The organism is Alteromonas sp. ABV4_150 (assembly GCF_056311745.1).
This window is the reverse complement of record NZ_CM149971.1, coordinates 191,262-213,355: the sequence shown is the minus strand read 5'-3', so window position 1 is coordinate 213,355 and position 22,094 is coordinate 191,262. Positions and strand designations below refer to the sequence as shown.

The 22,094-nt window shown below is 40.9% G+C and carries 17 protein-coding genes; 3 read left to right on the top strand and 14 right to left on the bottom strand.

Features of this window, described 5'->3' with window-relative positions:
• Nucleotides 1-2: 2 nt before the first annotated feature.
• Genes ACYX4M_RS00975 through ACYX4M_RS00940 form a run of 8 tightly spaced genes read right to left on the bottom strand, consistent with a single transcriptional unit; the run spans nt 3 to nt 10,749 of the window.
• Nucleotides 3-1,112, bottom strand: a complete 1,110-nt coding sequence (locus tag ACYX4M_RS00975; protein WP_476081500.1) for a glycosyltransferase — start codon at nt 1,110-1,112, stop codon at nt 3-5.
• A complete protein-coding gene (locus ACYX4M_RS00970; RefSeq protein WP_476081499.1) occupies nt 1,109-2,173 on the bottom strand; it encodes an acyltransferase family protein in 1,065 nt (354 codons plus the stop codon). The genes ACYX4M_RS00975 and ACYX4M_RS00970 overlap by 4 nt, the downstream gene beginning before the upstream one ends.
• Nucleotides 2,163-4,043 carry an asparagine synthase (glutamine-hydrolyzing) gene (gene asnB, locus ACYX4M_RS00965; RefSeq protein ID WP_476081498.1) on the bottom strand — a complete coding sequence of 627 codons (1,881 nt, stop codon included), beginning with the start codon at nt 4,041-4,043 and terminating at the stop codon, nt 2,163-2,165. The genes ACYX4M_RS00970 and asnB overlap by 11 nt, the downstream gene beginning before the upstream one ends.
• 12 nt (nt 4,044-4,055) lie before the next feature.
• On the bottom strand, nt 4,056-5,129 hold the full coding sequence (locus ACYX4M_RS00960) for a GNAT family N-acetyltransferase (protein ID WP_476081497.1): 1,074 nt from the start codon (nt 5,127-5,129) through the stop codon (nt 4,056-4,058).
• The gene (locus ACYX4M_RS00955) at nt 5,129-6,145 is read right to left on the bottom strand and encodes a polysaccharide deacetylase family protein (protein ID WP_476081496.1); all 1,017 of its coding nucleotides are present in this window, start codon (nt 6,143-6,145) and stop codon (nt 5,129-5,131) included. The genes ACYX4M_RS00960 and ACYX4M_RS00955 overlap by 1 nt, the downstream gene beginning before the upstream one ends.
• Entirely contained in the window at nt 6,138-7,247 is a 1,110-nt protein-coding gene (locus ACYX4M_RS00950) for a glycosyltransferase (protein WP_020743977.1), read from the bottom strand. The genes ACYX4M_RS00955 and ACYX4M_RS00950 overlap by 8 nt, the downstream gene beginning before the upstream one ends.
• A gap of 2 nt (nt 7,248-7,249) precedes the next feature.
• A complete protein-coding gene (locus ACYX4M_RS00945) occupies nt 7,250-8,215 on the bottom strand; it encodes a glycosyltransferase family 2 protein (protein WP_476081495.1) in 966 nt (321 codons plus the stop codon).
• Complete coding sequence (locus ACYX4M_RS00940; RefSeq protein WP_476081494.1) at nt 8,212-10,749, bottom strand: hypothetical protein; 2,538 nt, start codon at nt 10,747-10,749, stop codon at nt 8,212-8,214. Before ACYX4M_RS00940 ends, ACYX4M_RS00945 begins: the two co-directional genes overlap by 4 nt.
• A gap of 140 nt (nt 10,750-10,889) precedes the next feature.
• Here ACYX4M_RS00940 and ACYX4M_RS00935 point away from each other — a divergent pair, with 140 nt between their 5' ends.
• Together ACYX4M_RS00935 and ACYX4M_RS00930 are read left to right on the top strand one after the other, a co-directional pair.
• Nucleotides 10,890-12,149, top strand: a complete 1,260-nt coding sequence (locus ACYX4M_RS00935) for a TIGR03087 family PEP-CTERM/XrtA system glycosyltransferase (protein WP_476081493.1) — start codon at nt 10,890-10,892, stop codon at nt 12,147-12,149.
• Nucleotides 12,146-12,730, top strand: a complete 585-nt coding sequence (locus ACYX4M_RS00930; RefSeq protein ID WP_476081492.1) for an acyltransferase — start codon at nt 12,146-12,148, stop codon at nt 12,728-12,730. Before ACYX4M_RS00935 ends, ACYX4M_RS00930 begins: the two co-directional genes overlap by 4 nt.
• Here the strand turns inward: ACYX4M_RS00930 and ACYX4M_RS00925 are convergent.
• From ACYX4M_RS00925 to ACYX4M_RS00900, 6 genes are all read right to left on the bottom strand, one after another.
• Nucleotides 12,681-13,793, bottom strand: a complete 1,113-nt coding sequence (locus tag ACYX4M_RS00925; RefSeq protein WP_476081491.1) for a GNAT family N-acetyltransferase — start codon at nt 13,791-13,793, stop codon at nt 12,681-12,683. The genes ACYX4M_RS00930 and ACYX4M_RS00925 overlap by 50 nt on opposite strands.
• Nucleotides 13,794-13,796: 3 nt before the next feature.
• A complete protein-coding gene (locus ACYX4M_RS00920) occupies nt 13,797-16,484 on the bottom strand; it encodes a tetratricopeptide repeat protein (RefSeq protein WP_476081490.1) in 2,688 nt (895 codons plus the stop codon).
• 130 nt (nt 16,485-16,614) lie between these two features.
• Nucleotides 16,615-17,574, bottom strand: coding sequence for an EDSAP-1 family PEP-CTERM protein (locus tag ACYX4M_RS00915; RefSeq protein ID WP_476081489.1), 960 nt, complete (start codon nt 17,572-17,574; stop codon nt 16,615-16,617).
• 106 nt (nt 17,575-17,680) lie between these two features.
• Entirely contained in the window at nt 17,681-19,396 is a 1,716-nt protein-coding gene (locus ACYX4M_RS00910) for an FAD-binding protein (protein WP_476081488.1), read from the bottom strand.
• Between the two features lie 105 nt (nt 19,397-19,501).
• Nucleotides 19,502-20,341 carry a PEP-CTERM/exosortase system-associated acyltransferase gene (locus tag ACYX4M_RS00905; RefSeq protein WP_476081487.1) on the bottom strand — a complete coding sequence of 280 codons (840 nt, stop codon included), beginning with the start codon at nt 20,339-20,341 and terminating at the stop codon, nt 19,502-19,504.
• Nucleotides 20,342-20,404: 63 nt separating this feature from the next.
• Nucleotides 20,405-21,157, bottom strand: a complete 753-nt coding sequence (locus tag ACYX4M_RS00900) for a YdcF family protein (RefSeq protein WP_476081486.1) — start codon at nt 21,155-21,157, stop codon at nt 20,405-20,407.
• A 62-nt stretch (nt 21,158-21,219) separates the two neighbouring features.
• Between ACYX4M_RS00900 and ACYX4M_RS00895 the strand changes: the two genes are divergently transcribed.
• Nucleotides 21,220-21,990, top strand: a complete 771-nt coding sequence (locus ACYX4M_RS00895) for a S1 family peptidase (protein ID WP_476081485.1) — start codon at nt 21,220-21,222, stop codon at nt 21,988-21,990.
• The last annotated feature ends 104 nt before the right edge of the window (nt 21,991-22,094 follow it).

Sequence of the window (22,094 nt, the reverse complement as noted above, 5' to 3'; positions counted from 1 at the left end):
AGTTATCTTCCTGTTATTTCCCGATAAAGATGAGCGTATTGTGTCACCATATTCTTCGCAGTAAACTTTTCGCAAAACAGCCTATAGCCATTTTCGCCCATTTCCTTGATAGATATGGGGGATGAGCAAAGTGTATTGATAGCGCTAGTGAATGCCTTCTGATTTGCGTTTTCTGTAACCAGGCCAGTTTGCTGGTGCTCTACAATCTCGGAATTTCCTCCTGCATCGGTAACAATGCAAGGCTTAGACAGTGACATAGCTTCAAGCAGCGTCATTGATGTGCCCTCACTCAATGAGGAAAGTAGGAAAATATCCATAATGGCCAGATGGCGGCTTGGTTCTTTTATATAACCAGTAAAGCGCACATGAGCTTCAATTCCTTCTTTTTGCACAAGAGCTTCAAGTGTTGGTCGCATTTCACCGTCTCCAACAAGTACAAGGACTAAATTTTGATTTTCTTTCAAAGCTGCTGAGAATGCTTTTATCATCATTTCTTGATTTTTAATCGGGTCAAAACGCGCTATCGTGCCAAGGACAATACTTCCTTCTGGAATGGCTAGTTCGCTTTTTGTAATGGCCTTTATTGTATGATCGACTTCAAGTGGTTTAATGCCATTATAAATAACGTCTATTCGTGCTTTAGGAATAAACTCATATTCTTCGAGTGCGTCTTTGGTTGCGTGCGAGATTGCCGTTGCCTTTTTAGTTGCTCTCATTAAAACTGGGTTTACAAGCTGGCGTTTCCAGCTTGTTGAATCAGGGTAAAATCTACCGTGTTCTGTGAAAATAACTTTGGCTTTAGTGAACAATGCGGCAAGCGTGCCGTAAACCCAAGGAGTATACTGATGGCAATGCACGACGTCGATGTCATAGTGCTCGATATGACGTTTTAACGATTTAATAAGCGAAGTGTCAAAGCCAGGTTGACGATGAGCGGTAGAGATATCCGTGCCAGCTTTTCTCAGCTCTTCTCCCCAAGGTCCTAAAGGCTCTTCAATACAGAATATCGACATCGCAATGGAACGATCAGAATTGCCGTCAATAATATTCTTTATTACCATTTCAGTGCCGCCAATACGCATGTCATAGGTAACGTGTAGAACTTTAATCATATACCTTCCATCTTCATCTTTTGAGTTCTATCGTTGTGCGCACGGGACTGCGAAAACGAAAACTTAGAGCGAGACTTCATAAAAGGCAACTCTACGAAGCGATACAGACACTCAGACAACAGCAGAGTAATAAACAACGCCGCTACGTAGTAGATTGAAAAAGCAGTGTTGTTAAGGTCGAGTTTATTTAATACTGCGAGTGCGTCAACGTGCAGCAAGTACATGGCATAAGATCGTGTAGATATGTGCATGACAGCGCGCGACGCCATACCTGTTGGATTGAAGTTGGTTTGCTCGCCCCAGACAATCCAAATCCCAAACATGAATGCAAGCCCCAAGCTGCTAGGGTCACCGATTTCCCACTCACGATTGTACCTGGCGATATAGAAAAACGCGTAGGCTGCAATTGAAGCAATAAAAAAAACGTTAATTTTTTTCTGTGCTTCACCCCAAACATGCTGCCTATAGTGCTTCAAATAAGCTAGTAATACACCCATCGCACAACAATCTAACCTAACGTGAGTTTCGGTATGAGAGGAGTAAAGTTCGAGGTACCGAAAAATAGAAGGGCAAACTAATAACGTTAATAAGACGAAAACTTGATACTTTTTGTCGAGAGCTAATGTAAGTACGAACAATGGGGCAATAAATAAGTAAAATTGCTCTTCCACGGATAAAGACCAACTTACATAGAAAACACTAAGATCACCAAGGTAGTTTTGCAAAAAGAACAGATGAGGCCAGGGAAAAGAGAAATCTTCTTTTGTTAAGTAAAGCTGTAAAATAGTGACAAGTAGCACAGCATAATAAGCTGGCATAGTTCGCATCCACCGCCTGATCCAAAAGCGCGGTACATCAATATCACCAAATTTTTTCTTTTCCAGCAATAATTGGTTGCCTATTAGCCAGCCTGACAACACAAAGAAAAGGTCCACGCCAGTTCCTCCGAATTGAAACGGCGCCAAAATGGCAGGTGCACCAAAAGCTAAAATGCTGTGTGCGGTAAACACTAACATAATGGCGAGAGCTCTAAAGCAATCCAATGAAAAATTACGCTGCATATTTTGCAAACCACATTTGATACATCAACATGCTCCACAGTACTATGCCGTGGTCAGCTTTACGCGTTTGATGTTCTTCCCAAAGTTTCTTTATAACACCGCTATCGAATACGGCGTTAAGCCCACGCTGTGAATCAATGATTTGAGATTCAGACAGTGATTTCAATTCACCTCTAAACCACTCATCTAATGGCGTGCTGAAGCCCATTTTCTTTCTATACAACAGTGAATCGGGGATAAAGGGCTTAAAGACTTCTTTAAGTAAGTATTTTTTCTCACCGTCGCGATATTTATGTGAAGAGGGGAGGGTAGCGGCGAACTCTGCAACCTGATAATCCAGAATAGGCGCTCGTACCTCTAACGAATTTGCCATACTCATGCGGTCGACTTTTACCAAGATGTCGCCTGTCATGTAGGTCTTGATGTCTGTGTAAAGAATTTTGCTTAAATGGTCCGGACCGTCGGCTTTGTTATACATGTCTAAGGTATATTGACTAGGGTGGTAATTGGCGAGCTGCTGTGCAACCTCAGGCTTAACTAAGCTTTGCCACATTTCGTCAGTCATCATACTGTTGGTAATGTAAAAGCCCATAGCAGGCTCGTGAGATAAGCTTGTGAGTAATGATTTCGCTTTTTTACCGACTGTGCCTGGCACTTTTCCAGCCATCTTAGCCAAATGCGGAAAAACAGACTTTCGAACCGTTTCGGGAAACTTACTTCTAAGTTTATTTTCAACGTCGTCAACTGAGTATTTTTCGTAGCCCGCAAACATTTCATCACCACCATCTCCCGCAAGGGCGACGGTTACCGCTTTCCTTGCTAGTTCCGAAACGAAGAAGGTCGGCACTAATGAGGGGTCAGCAAAAGGCTCATCAAAAAAGCTTACGATATGTTCTAGTCTGTCGCTAACGTTTTGGTGAACGGTAAATTCATGGTGCTCTGTTTCGTATTTTTCAGCTATTTCACGAGCGAAATCCGCTTCGTTAAATGCTTTATCATCAAATCCTATGGTACAGGTTTTTACGGGAGTTTCGCTGGCTTGTGCCATCATAGCCACAACACCCGAGCTATCCACACCGCCGCTTAAGAAAGCGCCAAGCGGAACATCACTGATCATTCTTTGTTTAGTGACTTTTTCAAGTAAGGTCTTTAACTGCGCTTTATTGGCATCTTCACTGGCACTTGTGGTGTTTTTAAAGCTCAAATCCCAATATTCATGAATGTTGAAACCGTCTTTATTAAGAATTAAATAATGAGCAGGTGGTAACTTGTGAATATGCTTAAAAATACTCTTTGGGTCGGGAACGTATTGATATGCAAAGAAGTCATATACGGCGTCTAAGCGAATTTCCCTTGGAATGTTCTCCAACGCCAATATAGCTTTAATTTCAGAGCCAAACGCAAATCGACCATTATCATTAAAATAGTAAAGGGGTTTTTTACCCAATCGATCTCGTGCAATAAACAGTTCTTGCTTGTTTTTGTCCCACAGAGCAAAGGCAAACATTCCGTTTAGTTTATCTAAACACTTGGTTCCTTCGCGTGCATATAGCTCTAAAATAACTTCGGTATCTGTATGGCTTTTAAATGTAACACCGTCGTTTTCAAGCTCGGCTCGCAATTCAAGGAAGTTGTAGATCTCGCCATTAAAAACAATAACCAAGTCACCATCTTTTGAGTACATGGGCTGATTGCCTGCTTCTGTGAGATCAAGAATACTCAGCCGCCTATGACAAAGGCCGATATGTTCATCGATATACATGCCGCTGGCATCTGGGCCTCTGTGATGAATAGCCTTGTGCATAGCTTCTAATGAAGTTTCACCGCCTTCGTTGAAATTAAAAAGGCTAAATCCTGCAATGCCACACATGAATGGTTATCCCTACAAACTGATATAAGGCCGAAGAATTGACCCAGTTACAATGGTAAATTTTAAGGGAAGTTCACGCCAAATGTTTTCGGCTATTTCTCTTACCCTGCTTGAGCCTGACTTAGCGTCGCTTTTAGCGTCTATCAACTCATTATTTTTATCAAAACTCTGCCAGTTAAGCAGTTGAGGTTCTGCGCCCCATTGTTTTTTAAATTTATATGTGCCTTCTTCAAAGGTTGAGCGGCCAAAGTCAAAAACTTTCACGCCATTGTCGGCGCAATGGGAAAGCAAAGACCAATACAACAACATATTAGGAGCAAGGCGATTGAAGTCACGAAGTGTTGAGGCCCATGGAATAGAAGCGTTGTCACCCGATTTTATGATAACGCCACCACCAATAGGCTGGCCATCGTGATAAACCACGCTAATTAAACTACTTTGGCCGTAACTTTTTATAATTGCCTTAAACCATTTTTCGGCATGAACAGGAGAGCCGAGATCTCTCATGTTTTGAGCATATACGTTGTAGAAATCACTTACTAGGACGTTCGATGTGCCTAACTCAAAGGTAAGCCCATTTTTTTCCGCCTTCCTTATTTGGCTGCGTAATTTAGATTTGAAACTTGATAACAGTATTTCACTTGACTCAGGCAGTGGCAAAAGCATACGTACTTTTTTGTTTTCAAACTGGATTTTGTCTAAAGGTGATTGTTCTATACCTCTAATTTCCAATTTTTTTCCTGTTACGTTTCGCATCTGCGCAGCAAGAAGCGCATGCATGTCATTTAACACCTTGTCGTTGTCGGCTAAGCCATAGCCTACATCGCAATAAGGTAAAGAACATATTTGCTTGCCCAGCAAAGGTATATTCATTAAAACAGCAGGGAAAACACCAACAACTTGCCCCGTATTAGCACATGTGGCAATAACGCCAAGCATTGAATGACCGTAAGCGGCCTTTACTGCTTCAAGCCACGCAAACTTGTGATAAGCGGAAGCATTTTTGTGTTGTGATACATAGGCATCCCACAAAGGTTTGTCGCTGGCTGACGCTATTCGTAACTTTGTATTTTTATGTGCCGTCATTAATTTTGGTCACCCTTAATAACACCGCTTGAAGCGCTGCGGTTACTTAAATGCACCTTGGCTTCTGAGATAGTGCAAAATTTTACATTGGCATTTTTCGCTAAGTGTTGAGTAACAACCTCAATGCGCTGGCATATTGTTTCAAATGCATTTGGCCCATCTAAAAGGCCCGTTGCTCCGTCGATTAAACTAGAGCTGTGTAAGTACATATGAATAACGGGTTGTTTTTTCTGAATGCTTTGGTCGACTAACGCAAGCATGTCTTCGATTTCGGTAAGCTCTGGACTCAAATAAATCTTTCTTAAAAGTTTACTGTGCCAAAGCAAACCGACAGATTTAAACCAATTAAAAGGTGGTTTAGATAGTCGATTATGAATGCGTTCACCAAGAGAGAAGTTTTGAATATTAAACCCTGCGGTAACAGGGATCTCAAGCAGTTGACGCTGCTCTCCAGGAGCCAGTGCGTTGTCAAACGAAGGCCAATAAGGCGATTCTGGTGCACCTAGGCAGCTAAAATAGTCGTTCCTGTAAAAAGGATAAACGCTTGAATCTACGACATAGCCTCTTGATGCAAGTAATCTAAGCATTTTGGCACTTACGCCCCATCGCCCGCTTCTAAAGGACTGTGGGCGAACGCCTATTTCGTCGTGTAAAAGGGCGTTTAGTGCATCGAGTTTTTGCTCTACTTGCTCTAAAGGAAGGTTTATTACGTGAGATTCAGCTTCGGTTGTCTTACCGAAATAGGGAGGGTTACACCAAGGGTGTAGATGTGCTCCAATTTCCGCGCTGTTAGACTTAGCAAAGGTTCGCAGAGTTTGACTGCCAACATTATTGCTTGCAACGGCGTAATCAACAAAATACGTAGGACGGATACCAAGACTTTCACAGAAAGTTTGAAATGCAGGAAGCTTTTCAACGTTTTCAACTGAACAGTTATGCTGCGGAAACTCTTCGTCCCACTGCCATTCTTCTTCAGTATCAATAGTTAAAACAAATAACACGTCCTGTTTATGCATTTACACTCTCTTTCAGGATTCCTTCGAATAATTCAAGGTATTCATCAGCCATTCTCTTAGCAGAGAAATTGGCTTCTACAAACGACTTTGAGTTTTGAGCTAGTGAGGTGGCGAGTGCTTTGTCATCTAGCAGTCTCTCCCAATCTTTCTCAAGCTGCTTGCTGTTGTGAAGAGGAGCCAATAAACCAGACTCGTTGTGTGTTATTAGCTGGTCGATACCCGCAATGTCATAAGCAGACACCGGAATTTCCATGGCGCATGCTTCCATTAAGCAGCGAGGGATGCCTTCAAGCGTCGACGTCATTACGAACAAGTCAAAGTCGCGCAGCAGCTGTAGCCTGTCATTTCTAAAGCCTAAAAAATGAATGTCGCTGGCACTAGCCAGTGTTTTTGAATACGCCTCTAAGCTGGGGCGGTCTTCGCCGTCACCCAGCAGTACTAATTCAATATCTTGACGCTTTTTATATAAAGACTCGAAGCAGTCTAAAATGGCTTTTATATTTTTCCGGCTGATCATTTGGCCCACAAAGCCAATGGTCTTCTTTTCTTTTGGCTTGTCTGTTTTTGTTTGTCTAACGGCTTCTACTTCAGACAAGTCTACGCCATTTTGGATATACTCAAGCTTGTCAGGCGATATATTAAACTTCTCCACATCACTCATTAGTTGCTTAGAAAGTGGAACAACTTTGTCGGCAAAGCGCATCGACTGACACCCTAACCAAATAAAGAGACGGAGTTTCAAGTCAGCAGCATTTTCAAAGCCGTGGGGTGTTACAACACACGGAATACCTGCTTTTCTAGCCGCCATTACGCCCAAAATATCTGACTTATAGCCGTGAGTATGGATAATATCGATATCTTGTTCTTGAATTAAATCCGCCAATTTCGAAACGGCACGCAGGTCAAAACGACCCTGCATAGGAATGTGGTGAGTTTTTCCTATCGCTTTGAACTGTTTTACAAGCTCTAGCTCTTCTGTACCCGGCTCTAAGGTAACAACAAGTTCACTCGAAACACTATCTGGCAAATGCTTTGATAACGCTAACACCCATCTTTCTGCACCGTAGAAACCGGTTGAACAAATAAACTGTAAAACTTTCATTGTTATTTATGCGAGCTGGTACTAACAGCGCCGCGTACTCCTATTAATGTTCCAAGTGCTCTAGCCGGAAAATAAAGCAGATAAAAAAGTGAACAATGCCACCAAGTTACTTGCTGCTTAACAAGCCTTTTTAGTCGCCACGTGTACGCGGTAAAAGGCAGTAAAGCGCCTACTAACATAACTATAGCGACAATAGGTTGCGAGAATATTATCGCGAGAAAAGCCAGTAAAAGACCACCTGTAAATGCAAAAGGAACAACAAAACTTGGCCATTCTCTCAGCGGAATGCGCCTTCCTTTTAAAGATGCAACATTGGACTGGCCGCGCCATATTTCTTTTTTATACATCGGTGCGTAAGCTTTGTCTTCGCCAATGTGAATATACTGGGTTTGTGAGGTATAAAACAACTCACCTAATTTACTAACCTTATCGGTAAAGAAATAATCTTCACAAGTAAGAAGGTGTTCAGGAAACTTACCTGCCGCTTCAAATGTTTCCTTTAAAAGAAATAAGTTGCGGCCAGGTAGAAAACTGACAGGCACATCAAGTTCAGCATTGCTTAACGCCGTTCTGATTCTCTCTAAAGGCGGCGCGTTAGGGCTGTTCACCTGCATGGCGCTGACTAAAGCCGTATTGTCTCGTGTTTTGAGAGTGTCAATCATCACGTCTAGCCAATTCGAAGCAAGTGCAACATCTGCGTCTAAAAATGCCAAGTATTCACCTGTCGCCAAGCCGGCGCCCAGATTTCTAGAATGTGAAATCGTATTATCTTCGTTGTTATATACAACACGCAAATTTACTGTTTCGATAAATGCGCTGAGCGTATTTGAAATTTCTTTATTCTGACTTACCAAAACAACTTCGTATTGTTCTTTAGGTGTTGTTAGGCCCGCAATACTTGTTAGTGTTTCTATGAGCATGTCTTCACGCCCCTTATGCGGAATGACAAAAGACGTATTAATACTCATGGTTTACCTAACCATTTTTGAAGTTGTGGAAAACGTTTCACTAGCTGTTTTCTCTCTCTTGACGGAGATAAATCGATAAGGTTAGACAAAAGAAAACTCAATGAATTGGATTTCTCTGTTAAGGCCTGACCTTTTTGTGTAGAAGTCGATGAAAGAGGGCGGGCAGCTTGCTTAAAACCGGAGTAATGACCGTTTTGCATCATTAAACAAAGTACGCGCGTGGTACCCGTTTCTGTACTCGTACTAAGGCGCTGATAAATTGTATCTGCTAGTTGCTCGGCTTTTTGCTCAGCAAGTGAACGTTGGGCTTCAGTTAAATAGTTAGATGCAAAATGCAGTACGCATAGTTTTCTTAGGTCTTGCCCACTCCACGTTTGATTCGGAAACTCAAGTATGTCAGGCTTGTCCAGATAAGCATATTCGTTCACTGCCATCCAATTGGCATAGTGAGTAAGTGAGTCTACTGCGTATTGATAGCTCGAGTCACATTCACAGCGCTGTTCTTTAAGTGATATAAATCGGCAAACTGCTTGTAGGAATACAGTATAAAACCACGTTGCTTCGACATTATCCAATTGCAATTGGTCGAAGTCATCTGTGGGGGAGACCGTATTCGCTATAATATAGGACGCGGCTTCAATGTCACTATCACAACCTTGTAGTTCGTATCTATCTAGCCTTGCTTGCAGGTAGTTACCTGTACCTCTGTCTAGAGGGTACTTTCCTGTTTTTACATTTTTAACACCAGGAATATCGCTATTTTTAAACGCAAGCAGGGCGCCTACAAACGTACCGTCGCCTTCATAATAATTGGTTACCCATTGCGTTATGGATAATGCGGCGTCTCGAGACGGTGTGTAGCCAGTAAGCAAATGATGCAAAGTGAGACCATTGGTATAACAATGTTGCCCACCCGGACCGCCGCCTCCAGCATGATCATCGTAAACACCAGACGGCTGATGTTTAGAGTACGTTCTATGAGAAGCTGTATATGCCTGAACATAATGGTCGGTATGCCAAAACAGTCCGCCGCTATACTCGGGCTTATCGTCACTGGTGTGATAAACATCTATATCTGCAACGTGCTTGGCAAGATCATCGGCTAGTTCAAACCAACGAGGATCGCCGCTTAACAACCACTGCATCAGCATTCCAAATATAGGGTCGTATTGATTATTGTAATGTGACACGAAAAAGGGCTCGTCAGGTGCGAGTGCCTTTTCGTGATCCGCATACAGCTCACCAAAATGTCGCCAGCCAAACTCGTCGATATCAAGCCGCTTTTGATAAAAAGAAGACGGACCTTCAATGCCACTTTTTATAAGTGAGTCAAACTCGCATGGTTTAGAAGGGAGAAAAGGCAGTACAGATGCCTTTCTTAACCAAGTGCTATCAATGAGTACCTGTAGCGATTGGATTTCAAAAGGTGCGATTGAGATGCATCGTGTCTTTTGTTCACCAGGTTGAAGTTCAGTACATTCGCTATGCCTTGAACCCAATAAGCTAACGTTTAGCGTGTTTGCTGATAAATGTGCTGAAGAAGGAAAATTTTGCCAAAATTTATCAACATGAATGCTAAAAGTGCTACCGCTGTTTGAGATGGTAATTTGCGGTTGTGCTTGGTCACCTGAAAGCAATAGGTGGTCTGATTTATAAAGCTTAAAACCGCGAAACGTAAGCGAGTTAACGTTGTTTTGATTTACATGAACTGGACTTTGCCAGTTCTCAAAGCCACTGGAAGCCTGATGCAGTGTCAGTTCTTCATGTTCAGATGAACTGAAGGCATCAGAATTTAGCGTCAGCGTAGGCTCTAGCGATTTACCTTTGAACGAGATACAGCATTCTTTTAAATAAATACTGTTTGGGTCTCCCAAGTCCCACTTCCCATTTGGGTGTGACGCAGCGCTTGGGTTTCGCATTGTTAAATGAGCACAAACCGTTCCAGTACTAAGGAAGATTGACGCTTCTGTTTCCACAATCAGCTTTTTATCGCTGCCAAGCCTAATCTCGTATTCTTGTTCAACGGTTAATGCGCTGTATTCGTTGTTATTGCAATGAAGAGCATAAGAGAATGCAATAGGGGTTATCGATTGAGGAGTAATATCAACAATATCGAAAGAGCTGGATAAGTGCTTGTTGGTTGCAAACTCAAAAGGCTTGGCTTTGTTAATTGTAAACGTTTCGCCACTGCCCAGAGACAAAGAAAGCGCCTCATCGTTATCGTTTACAGGTGAGACAAGCTTGTTCAATGGTGAGTCGCTCACCACCGCTTCTAGCGTCAGAACTATTTCATCGCTTACCGAATGGTGCTGTAAATCAATCAAACCTTCACATAACAACCACTTTATTGAACCATCTGGCCATAGCTGCGAGGTTTTGATAAAAGCATCAGTTAGGAGTATTTCGTTTGCGGCAAGCCGAAATTGAGTGACGGCGGGCCACATTCCCTTAGGGCAGGGCAACCCTGTTTTAAAATGTCCGCACGTCTCTTTGGCTAAAGAGGCAACCTGGATAGTTCCAACCGTTTGTGTCATTACTGCTTTCTTTATTTCTTCCGTGAGCAATGTTCTTGATGAACATATGCATAATGACTCTAGTATGCCAATGGAATTGCCACTTGTGTAGCCTTCATCACTAATTTGTTACTTTGACCTTATATTTGCTTCGAAGTAGTATGACTACAGGACAAGTAAAAATACTGAAGATAGCTTGGAAGGCGCTGATGTCGAAAGTTTGCGTGTTGTCGCAAAGAGTACCGTATCCCCCAAATAAGGGCGAAAAACTTAGAACATATCATCAAATTGAATTTCTAATTCGCTTAGGGTACGAAGTCGAAGTTTTTTCTCTCATAGAAACTGCAGAAGATAAGAAAAATGCCGAAGCGTTAGCCAAGCATCTTGGAATTTCGGTTAACTCTTACCAGTTAGGTAGTAAATTCACGCGTTATGCTTCGGCCTTACTGCAAGGTTTGCCCATAAGTGTTGGGGCGTTTTACTCAAAAACACTTCAACATGTTATTGATGAAAAACTGAAAGAGGGTAAGGATGCGCTGCTGTTAACCGCGTCGAGTTTAAGCTATTACATCTTCAACTCGCCTTATTACAACACTACCCATTGTCGCTTGTTTATGGACTTCATGGACGTTGATTCAGATAAGTGGGCGCAATACGCAGATTCTTCTTCTTTCTTAATGCGCTACGTATACCAGCGTGAAAGCAAAGGTATAAAAAAGCTTGAGGCTAAAACAAACCAACGGTTTGATGAGTGCTTTTTGATTGCAAGCGAAGAGGCGCAGCTATTTAATTCTTCAGTAGACTCATCGAAAGCGATAACCGTGCTTGGAAACGGATTAGACTTCGATGCGTTTTATCCAGCGAAAACACAGCCTTGCGCGGCTACAATAAGCACTGGGCCGCATTTCTTGTTCACGGGCGTGATGGACTACAAACCTAATGTAGACGCGGTTCTTTGGTTTGTTAAAAATTGCTGGCCACTCATTCGTGAAAAAGCACCGAATGCAAAATTTACCGTGGGTGGTATGAACCCTGTTGAAGAAATAAAGGCGCTGTCAGACCGCGATGGCATAGATGTCACGGGCTTTGTCGATGATATATTGCCTTATTTTCACCAAGCTCATGCGTTTGTGGCGCCATTTAGGTTGGCAAGGGGCGTGCAGAACAAAGTGCTTCAAGCGGCAGCATGTAAATTACCGATAATAACCACGTCTATGGGAGCTGAAGGGATCTCGTTTGCCAACGCCGACAGCATGTGGATAGTAGATGACGTAGAGAGCTTTGTAGCTGCATGCGTGGAAAGTATTGAGAACTTTGAGCTATCACAACATAAAGCTCAACGTAGCTATCAAGCAATAGTTAGCGAATATAGCTGGGAACAACAACTGAGCCCATTGAAAGTGGCAATGGCACGAATATGAAATCAATAATTAAGAAGAGTTTTTTTGCCCTTTGTGCACTTGTAATGTTTCCTTTCACGCTTATGTATTTAATGCTGTCTATTGTGGTAAACAAAGACTCGCTGCTTTCCTCTTTTAGCCAGCTGCTATCGCTTATACCCGGTAAACTAGGGTGTTATTTACGTTCGGGCTTTTATCGGTTTGTCATGACCTCGTGTGCACCAAACGTTCTCATCGGTTTCGCCACGTTGTTTTCACAACAAGATACTGAGATTGACGAGGGGGTGTACATAGGGCCGCAATGTAACATTGGTAAATGCGCTATTGGGAGAAATACTTTGTTGGGAAGCGGTGTGCACATTATGAGTGGCAAAGGACAACACAATTTTTCTGACCCAGAAAAGCCGATTAAAGATCAGGGCGGCGTTTTCACCAAAGTCTCTGTAGGAGAGAACTGTTGGTTGGGCAACGGTGCACTGGTTATGGCCAATATTGGCAAAGGAAGTGTGGTAGCAGCAGGTTCTGTAGTTATTGATGATGTGCCTGCGGGGGTTATAGTAGGTGGGAACCCTGCGAAGGTCTTGCGTGCTTTGCGAGAGTAACTGCTGCATTTGCCAAGTAATTTCTCAATCGTGTGAGAACACCTTTGAATGTCATCGTTGGAATTTGTAACGAGTGAAATACAACAGTGTCATTGGACAAAGTTTGTTTGTATTGACTTGCTCCTCCCATAAAATCGTACCAACTTAACCCTTGTTGCGCATAATACTCCATTAAAGCAAGATGCAGAATATAACCAGGCTTAATATGCTTAGATGCAAACTCAAGGTTTACTCCAGAGCAGTAAAAAAAGACCGCGTCTTTTTGTACGAAGTTGAGTGTATACCCTAGCAAAGCATCTCCTGCTGTAACTTTTGCTATTTCACAAAGCTTGCCATTACTTATCAAAAAGTTCTTAAGCGTGCCTTTGAAGACCTTATTTTCAAATCCGCTCCCAAAGGTAGAGTCTCCCCATCGCTTTATGTGAAGTATTTCTAATTGCTCTAGAAATAAGAGTTTTTGTTCTAAACATTCAGCAATTGTCACGTTAATTGCACCAAAGCGAAGATGTACTTCTTTTATACTCCTTCTTAACTTGCTTCTACTATTAGCTGAAAGGCGAGAGATTAGCTGCTCTATAGTAAGTTCTGGTGAAAGAGAACGACGAAAACCATATGAAATATGAGCGTCATTGCGTAAGTCGTTCAAGTATTTTTTGGGAAAAAGAAATTCACATGTCATTGAAACATTAAGAATATCGAAATTTTGGCTTTTTAGTTCTTTTAAGAGTAAATCAAAGAAACGGTTTTGATTTTCAGGTAAGCCAAGTGACGTGTTGTACTCTATCCACACTTGGTCGTTATCAGGACAACCAGTTTGGTTTATATGGGCTAACTTAAAAGTCAGCCCATATTTCTTTTTAAAGCTCTCACCGATTAACGCAAAGTGACTCACAGTACTTTGTTCGTAGAGCAAAAACATATGAACCGGAAATGTCTTTTGGGAAAACCATGCTTTGATAAAACCCTCACTCAAAAACGGCGAAAAGTTATCACAGTTTACTTCATGTAAGGCAGTGGAGAGTTGCTCCCAAGTTACATTTGTTAGCCATTGTGTTTCTTCCATGTACTAATTTTTTACGTCTTTTGAAATACGCTCGTACAAAGATAAATCTTCTTCAGTCAAACTCGACTTTTCGACAGTCGCTAAAGCCTTCTGAGCTTGGGTTTGTTCGTCAAGATGCATGTGTGCGTTTGCTAACAAAAGCGCATTAGCGTTAGAACTAACATTATTTGAAAACGGGGTTATCTCATCATAACGCTCTGAAGAAGTTAAAATGCGAAACAACGTATCTAAATAGTCTTGGTTTGATGCATTTAATTCAACGACTCGCTTGGCAATTTCAAAAGCTTTGTCGTTTTTACCGTCAAGGTAAAGGACCCATGCATAGTTATTTAATACATCAGTGTTACCACTTGTTTTACTAATGATGTCTTCAAAAATAGCTATCGACTGAGCGTTGTCATGTCCTATTAATGACTCAGCTAATAGTGCTTTTATTGATAGGTCGTTAGGATGTTGCTCAAGGTGCGCTTTAAGAACCCCATAGTCGACATTGCCACGCCTTAGGTTTAGCGCATGAAGTAATTTAAGCGTATGAGAATTGCTTGACTCGTTATAAGCTCTTGTGAGCAATGATGTCGCTTCATCCAAATTATTTTGCTTAATAGCGTAGGTACCGTTTAGGTAATCTAACAGCTCTGATGGAGCGTTCGACTTTTTCTCAATCTGTCCGATTTTATACTTCGCTTTAGATAAGTTCCCTTGATGAATGTAAAGGGAAACTAGCTTTGCATCTAACGCAAGGCTTTCTTTTGGTCGGTCAAGAGAGTGCGGGACTTGTTCTAGTACTGAGATCGCTTCTTTTAATTGGCCTGTGTTCTCAAGGTATGTTGCAAATGCAATATTTGGGCGTGTGCTGTCAGGGAACTGTTTATTCCATGCCTTGACTATATCTCTTGCTTGATTGGCGTTATTCGAACGGCTCGCTAGGTAGAACTGTAATTCCCAGTATTGATTGATTAGTTTTGCCTTTTCGGCATCTGTAGTGTTTAGAGTTCTTTGAGCAAGCTCATTTGCGCCTTGAGTAGCGAAAATACCCGCCTTCATCAATTTAAAAAGAACATTGTCGTCAAATTCTGAAATAGCTTTATCAATATAGGTATGTAATTTCGATTCGTATTCTTCATTTTTAGAAAGCTTTTGGAAAGCAAGGTATAACTTGAGCACAACGACATCGTTGAGATTATTTTCTAGTATTTTATCAAGAGAATTCAGTGCACTCTCATAATCTTTGTTCTTCGCAGCAGACTGAGCCATGAACATGTGAGCAGCTCTATTTGTAGGCAAAAGCTCCAAAGAGTCTTGATAAACTAACGCTGCGCTATCTCTGTCACCTTTAGCAATAAGGATGGCAGCTTTATAGTTCATGACTTTTACTTTGTCAGTTGTTCTTTCCAGCCACTTGTTTACATACTTTAGCGCTTCGTCAAATTGAGCCTTGTTCATCATCATCGCAACTTGAATGAGATTATAAGTGCTATCTGAAGTGTCGCCTGGTTTACTTAGTGTTTCAGAACTCCCTTCACGTGCTAACTCGATAAGTCCGCTAAGCACCCTTGCTCTAGGCGATTCGCTTTGAGCGAGCTTTGATTGAAGCGTAATCCACTCTCTGGCATGGCTTTCTGTGCCTATAAGCTGTCCAATGGTAGACACATCCAGCTCTGAGAAGCTTTCTTGAGTTGCTAGAGTTTCTAGTGCATCGTCGGTAATGCCCAGTTTGACTTTGGTAGCAACAAGCATGGTATTTGCCAATTCGTTGTTTGGTGCCATATTTGTTGCTTTTTCAAAGCTACTTAATGCTGATTCATAATTTTGAGAATTGAACTCTAAAAGCCCTTTCGTTAACGAAACAGAAGGCATATCTATTCCGTAGGTATCAGCTAAAGATATGGCGTTATATGCTTCATCATGTTTATTTTCGCTTAATAAAATTAGACTATTAAGGTAATTAGCCATTGGGTTTTTAGAAAATCTCGCAAGAACAGGGGTTACAAGTTCTTTCGCTTTTTTAAAGTCATTATTAACTAGCAAAGCTTGAGCTAATGGCATATTGATGTTCAATACGTTAGGGTTATTTTTCTTATACGCATTATAAACTGTTATCATACCGTCAATATTATTCGACCGCCTTAATAGATCGCCCATCACAAGCAGTTCAATATCGGATGTGGAATTGTCAATTAGTGGTGAAACATCTAAGCTTGTAAGAGTGTTGCTATTAAATGCTTCAAAGACGCTAAATACGGCCGTGTCGCCTTCTATTCTTTCTAAATCTATAGAGTTTGATCGTGCGACGCTAGACCACGCTTCTGCCAACATACAATCGCGACAAGTACTGTTTTTATCTATAAGTCTTTGGAAACTGCTATCAAAACTAAGGATAGCTATTTGTGCGTTTAAGCTCTCAGCTTTGCTCTGTTCGGATGGGGTTAGCGCTTCAATATCTACTTTTTCGAGTTGCTGTTTGGCACCAATTATGTTGCCATTTAGTAAGTAAACTTCTGTAAGCAATAGTCTGAGTTCAGATGTTGGCTCCTCACTCATCGCTTGTTTAATTAATACTTCAGCCTTTTTTGATTGCCCATTCTCAAGTGCAACTTTGGTTTCCTGAACGTAATCTTGGTGAGCCTTTGGTGTGCATCCGATACAAGTTAATAGAGCGAGAGTAGCAAATTGAATATTTTTTTTTAGCATTTTAACACTTCTAACGTCCGTGAGTTTACCTTGATAAAGGTATCGTGCTTTTTAATAAGTGACAAGAAGTATTAAGATAGTATAAAAAAAAAGCCGGATTACAATCCGGCTTTTCTTATAAAGACAATGATTACTTTTGCTTTCTACGGCGAGCTGTTAAGCCCAAGCCCAGCAAGCCGAATGCAGCCATCGCTAGCGTAGTAGGAGCAGGTACAAGCGTGGTCTGAACCGTTGATGATTGAGTAATGGTCAACTGATAAGTACCAGCACTAACGTTTGCCCAGCCTGACGTGAAAGTCTCGCCGTTACCTGAACGAACAATTAAGTCGCCTAAACCAGGTTGATCAATTGCTATATCGTTAAATGTTACGCCTGATGGGCCATCTGTAAGAGACACTGTATCTCCAGTGATGCTTGCAAGTTGAATACCAAATGTCGCTTTAGCTGTAGCTGTAGCCGCTCTTAAACTATCATTAGCGATATCCGGCGAGATAAATGCATCAACTAAGTAATCCAACAAAGCACTAAATCGCACATTAATATCTGTCAGCGCATCGAGTGTAAATTGCGTAAGGATATCGTTTGCGATGTTACTATTGGCACCCGCGCTTTCATCGTTACCAGCAGCAATACCCGCATCCGCATATGTAAAACCGCTAGCACCAGCACCTAGCGCACTGCCTGAAACTTGAGCGTCAGCCACTGAATAGTAAAAAGCGTCACTCGCAACTAAATTGGCACCTTCAACAGACTGGCCATTGTTGGTAAGACCTAAAACTCCGCAAGAAGAACCTAGGCAGAGTAAGTCTGCATCAGAATCAGCTGTGGCAGAGGATTTTGAATCTAAATCTGAATCTGAAGCGCCATTGTTATCAGCGAACGTACTTGTTGACCTTGTGCCACCCGGAAGGACAGAAATAAAGTCAAGAGGGTTAACTTGATCAGGTTCCAAGTCGCCGTCAGTATCGATTTGAACAAGAAGATTATTTAATTCTAAATAAGCTGTTGCAGATACTCCAGCTGTTGCATTCGAAGCTGTAACAAGAGCTCCCGCAATCGCTGCATATTTGATAGTTGTTGCAAATTTCATTTTCCACGCTCCGTTGTTTTGAACAGTAGGTCTGTTATACGTTGTTAACATAAGCATGCAACGTGCCATTTTTTAAGTGTTTAATTTTTAATGTTTTATTTTGTTTTCATTTGCGTGTTGTAAAATTTTTAGACACTAATTTATATTTTGAAGGAGAGATGACATTACAAGGATCAAAATAAGATTTAAGTTCAGGGAGCTCAAAAGGTAGCGGTAGATGCTGTCGATTGAGAAAGTGATTGGAAAGCGTAGACATTCTATACTGAAGGAAGCCCATGGAAGCACACTTAAGCATTATTTCTTGATAGCAAGCTAAAGCTTGTTCTTCCTCCTCCTCTTTTTGTCTATCCCATGAAAGAGATAATACACACTCCATTGTTCTTTCATTTATAAGGGTTACTGAGATTGGACTTTCTAAACTATACTTCTTACATGTTTCACTCATGATAGAAGTAATTAATTTAAAATCTTTGCTCGATATTTCAGAGCAGGGCGCGCCCCATAGCAAACCTACTTTGTCTTGACTTGGATTGGGCACCTTATCTGTTAACTTTTGAAGGTTTCTCCAATAAATGGTTCGAAGAAATTCATTGCTAGGAGTTCCTTGTTTTATTTTACATAATTCTATTAGGCTCTTTCTCAGAGCAAGTTTAGCGCCTATTTTTCTGGCTATACCACTATTACTGGAAACTAGTTTTTTAACTAAAGCTCTATTATGTTTAGGAGTAATAGACAGCGTTTTCTTAATAAAGCTGAGCTTTTCTTTGTCAATGAATAAAGGTTTTACACCTAGTTTTTTCATCGCGGTCTTAAGATCTTTAATATGCGCTTTGACTTGGTTTTTGGTTCCGTACATCCCTCCTGAAAGCGTCCAATCATCTAAACCGAATTTGCGGATCAACTTGTTTAACTCTTCGTAATCATACGATTTAATTAGATTTGGAAATTCTACAGCAAGTAATTGGAGTGTCTTCATGTTGTTTCCAATGTGTGCAGCACTGTGTATGGTGTTTTGTTTTCTCAGGATTGCACAAGTATCAATCATTTGATCAATATCTTCTTCTTTGAATGGTATGAAGTAAGCAACGAAACAATCAGGTTTTTTCAAAAGCTTAATTGTAAGGCTTGTTACAATTGAAACATTATTTTGAATCACGAGACCTGTCAGGTCAGGGCCGATGCTATAGGTTCTGGTTGCTATTTTCCCGTCAATTTCAAATGATGTACCATCGGTTGATGTCACAAAATGTGTAGGTGCTTCTTCTTTATTGTTGGGAGTGATAATTTCTGCATGCAGAATATTCTTAGCGTGCTCAGCGAGTGGAGTATGACCAAAACCCCGTTCAAGATAGTTTCCGATGACGCTTGCAAATTTTGGCGCTCCAGTAGTGTCATGTATATGGATATCACCGTTTTTTATTAAAAATTCACTAATGGCTTCTTGTGATACTCCTGGTTCTACTGTTATGTGTCCTCTTGATTTCTTGTAGTAACTTATTCTTTTAAACTCACTTAAATCCAAGGCAATACAATTTGAAGCGTAGGGCTCTTTACCTCCATAACCTAAGTTGGCGCCTCTACTGTAGGGGTGAACAGCAAATCCATTGCATTTTGCAAGTTCTATTATCTTAATTATTTCCATATATCGCGAAGGTCCATCGGATTCGGAAGGATATGGTTTAACGACCAATATAGCTGAATTTTTTTCTGGATACGTGATGTACGCATCGTTAGTGTCGACAAATAATATCTGTGATGACCGAAAGCCAGAAGTTAGTAGAAGGTTTTTCAGCTGCTCAAACCCAAAGTCTAATGTTCTCATAAATAGTTCCTAACGCACCTGAAAAATATCGCAAGACTGGAATGCAATGTATTTGGTAAAGAGCACCAGGCTCGGCAAAAGTAATTAGAGTGTTTAGACGCTTCTCTAGTCTCGAGGATACTTCTCAACTTGATGCTGTATGTTTTTCAACATTATTTTAAAGCTAGGCCTTAAATTAGCGTAGAGCAGTGATGGGTTGATATAATAGGGTGCACGCCTACCATGATAGTCAATAACGGGACCAACCTGCTCAAACTGAATGCCCACAAACCTCATACTTCGGGCAAGACGTGGTTCCATCATAACATACGTATGTTTTATATTATTGTGCATAACTAAAGCTGCAGCAGAGAAGTAAAGCCCGATGGCGATAAAGGGGAAACACCTTAATTCATTTTCAGAATACGTATGTTCATTAATTACACCTGTCGCAGCACCAGAAAACCGGTCCATCTGACGCTTCCGAAACTCAAGTGGAACTGCGAGTCGAGATATCTCGCAAATGTCTTTCCGTGCAAAGTTACGTGGGTTCAGAGTTTCATGAGTAATTGAATTAATGCAGTATTTCTCAATAGGGAGAAGTTGGTTTTCTATCTGGGGTCTAACCAAACGTACTGTCCCAGCATAGTGACCTGAGCCTTTATGTCTTATTAAACAAGGGCTCGAGAATTTATCGAACTCGTCAGTTTCAAGACAATTGTTTTTGAGTGGTTCAAACTCGAGCTCTTCACAATAAACTTTATGTCTAATATTAAAGCTCTCAGTACGTGTATTTTCGGACTGCGCAACTACTGGCTCTAAGAAATCGGAAAAGTGTTTTGAGATGAACTTGGCTTCTTGGAGTTTTTCCAACCCCCCAAGAGCCTTTCCCAATCTACTGTCCCGACCGACAATTGACTTCACGCGTCCTATTATTGTTTTATTAGCCACTAAACTTTGGTCCACACAAAAAACGTCCTTCAAAACAGTCTAGCAAATCTTTTCGATAATTTGCCTAATCCTTTTATACTATTTTTCCAAAACATGGTATTTCACTATTGCCAAGTATTCGTATATCGCTCTTCTAGTGCGCTCTAATGCTAGAATTGAAGGAAGTGAAAGGAAAGGATTTAATTCCCCAGAGCTTTGAAAATCAACTTGAAAAATCTCTGAGTTTATATCAGTGTTTTTTAGGATCTGAGCTAATCGATATTGGTGAGTGGCGCTTGTTACGGTTACTAGAGTTATGTGGCCAAATCTAGTTTTTAATGCTTCAACCTCTGATAGTGAGTCGGTACCTTCAGGTATTGAAATCACTTTATCAGGAGTTAGCCCTAATGTTTCAAGAAATTGCTTTGCTTTTTCTGAATATTTAACATCTTTATCAGCAAGGAAACTTCCCCCCGTAACTATAATCGGGATTTTCAATTCATCAGAAAAAATCTTAGCTTGAATCAACCGTTGGATTGAACACTCGTGCCAACGCGAAACTTCTGGTAGATCGTATTGCGTTTGATAGTAGCATGCAGGAACAAATATAGCGTCACTTCTAGTTAAATCGGATGAATGATAGCGTTTGCTGTTGTACTCTAACGGATAAAGTAAAAGGTTTGCCACCCATGGTTGAGAGCAAACCATCAACACAAGTACACCCATTAACAAAATTTTCTTCCCAGTGTTCAAATAATTTGCCCGTTTGAAAGCATATGACATTAGTATTAGCAATACGCTGATAGTTAGAGGGGATATTAAAAGTAGAATTATTTGTTTTAAAAAATCCATTGTTATCTTACGGTGTAGTTCGGTTAAAGTTATTAAGCTAACGCTCAACTGGGAAAAAATACATGAAAACTTTAATTATTTGGATTTTAGTGCTGTTGGGATTACTGACTCAGAGTGTAGCAGCAGATAATGATGTTACCTCTTTTACTTCTATTGTGAAATCAGTCTCCAAAGGAACTGTTGCCGTAGCTGTTGATGCGCCAATTAAGCACAGTGCACCAAGGGTATTAGGGACGGGGTTTATTGTAGCAAACGGTTTTTTTGCAATTACAAATTATCACGTGGTATCTGAAGATTTAGACCCCACAATAGTTGAAAGTTACGTAGTCCTAAGTGGTGAAGGTACAGTAGTAAAAAAAATTAAAGCAGAAGTCTTAAAGATTGATCCTAAGCATGATTTAGCATTGTTAAAGTTGGACTCCCCCTTACCTGCATTGAAACTTGGAGATGATGAATTGTTAGAACCTGGGTCAGAAATCGCGTTAACGGGCTTTCCAATTGGCGCTATTTTGGGTTTATATCCTGCTACACACAGAGGGTATATTTCTGCAATAACGCCAGACGCAATCCCAGCGTTAAATAGCAACCAATTAACTAATACCATGATGGCACGCTTAAAGAGCGTAAGCCTAATTTATCAACTGGATGCAATTGCTTATCCAGGCAACAGTGGTAGTCCCTTGTACGACCCTCGAACAGGAGAGGTAATTGGTGTAATAAACAAAGTTCTAGTAAAAGATACAAAAGAAAGTGCACTTGCTTCACCAACTGGTATTTCATATGCAGTACCTATTCGGTTTGTAACCACCCTGTTGAGGGGAGCTACAAATTAACTCTATAACAGTAATTAGATATTTTATGGTGCATTATTTGCTAACTGTTTTTTATTTTCTTAATTCAAACTATAGAAACTTTGCCGACCAAGAGCTGAGCTTTA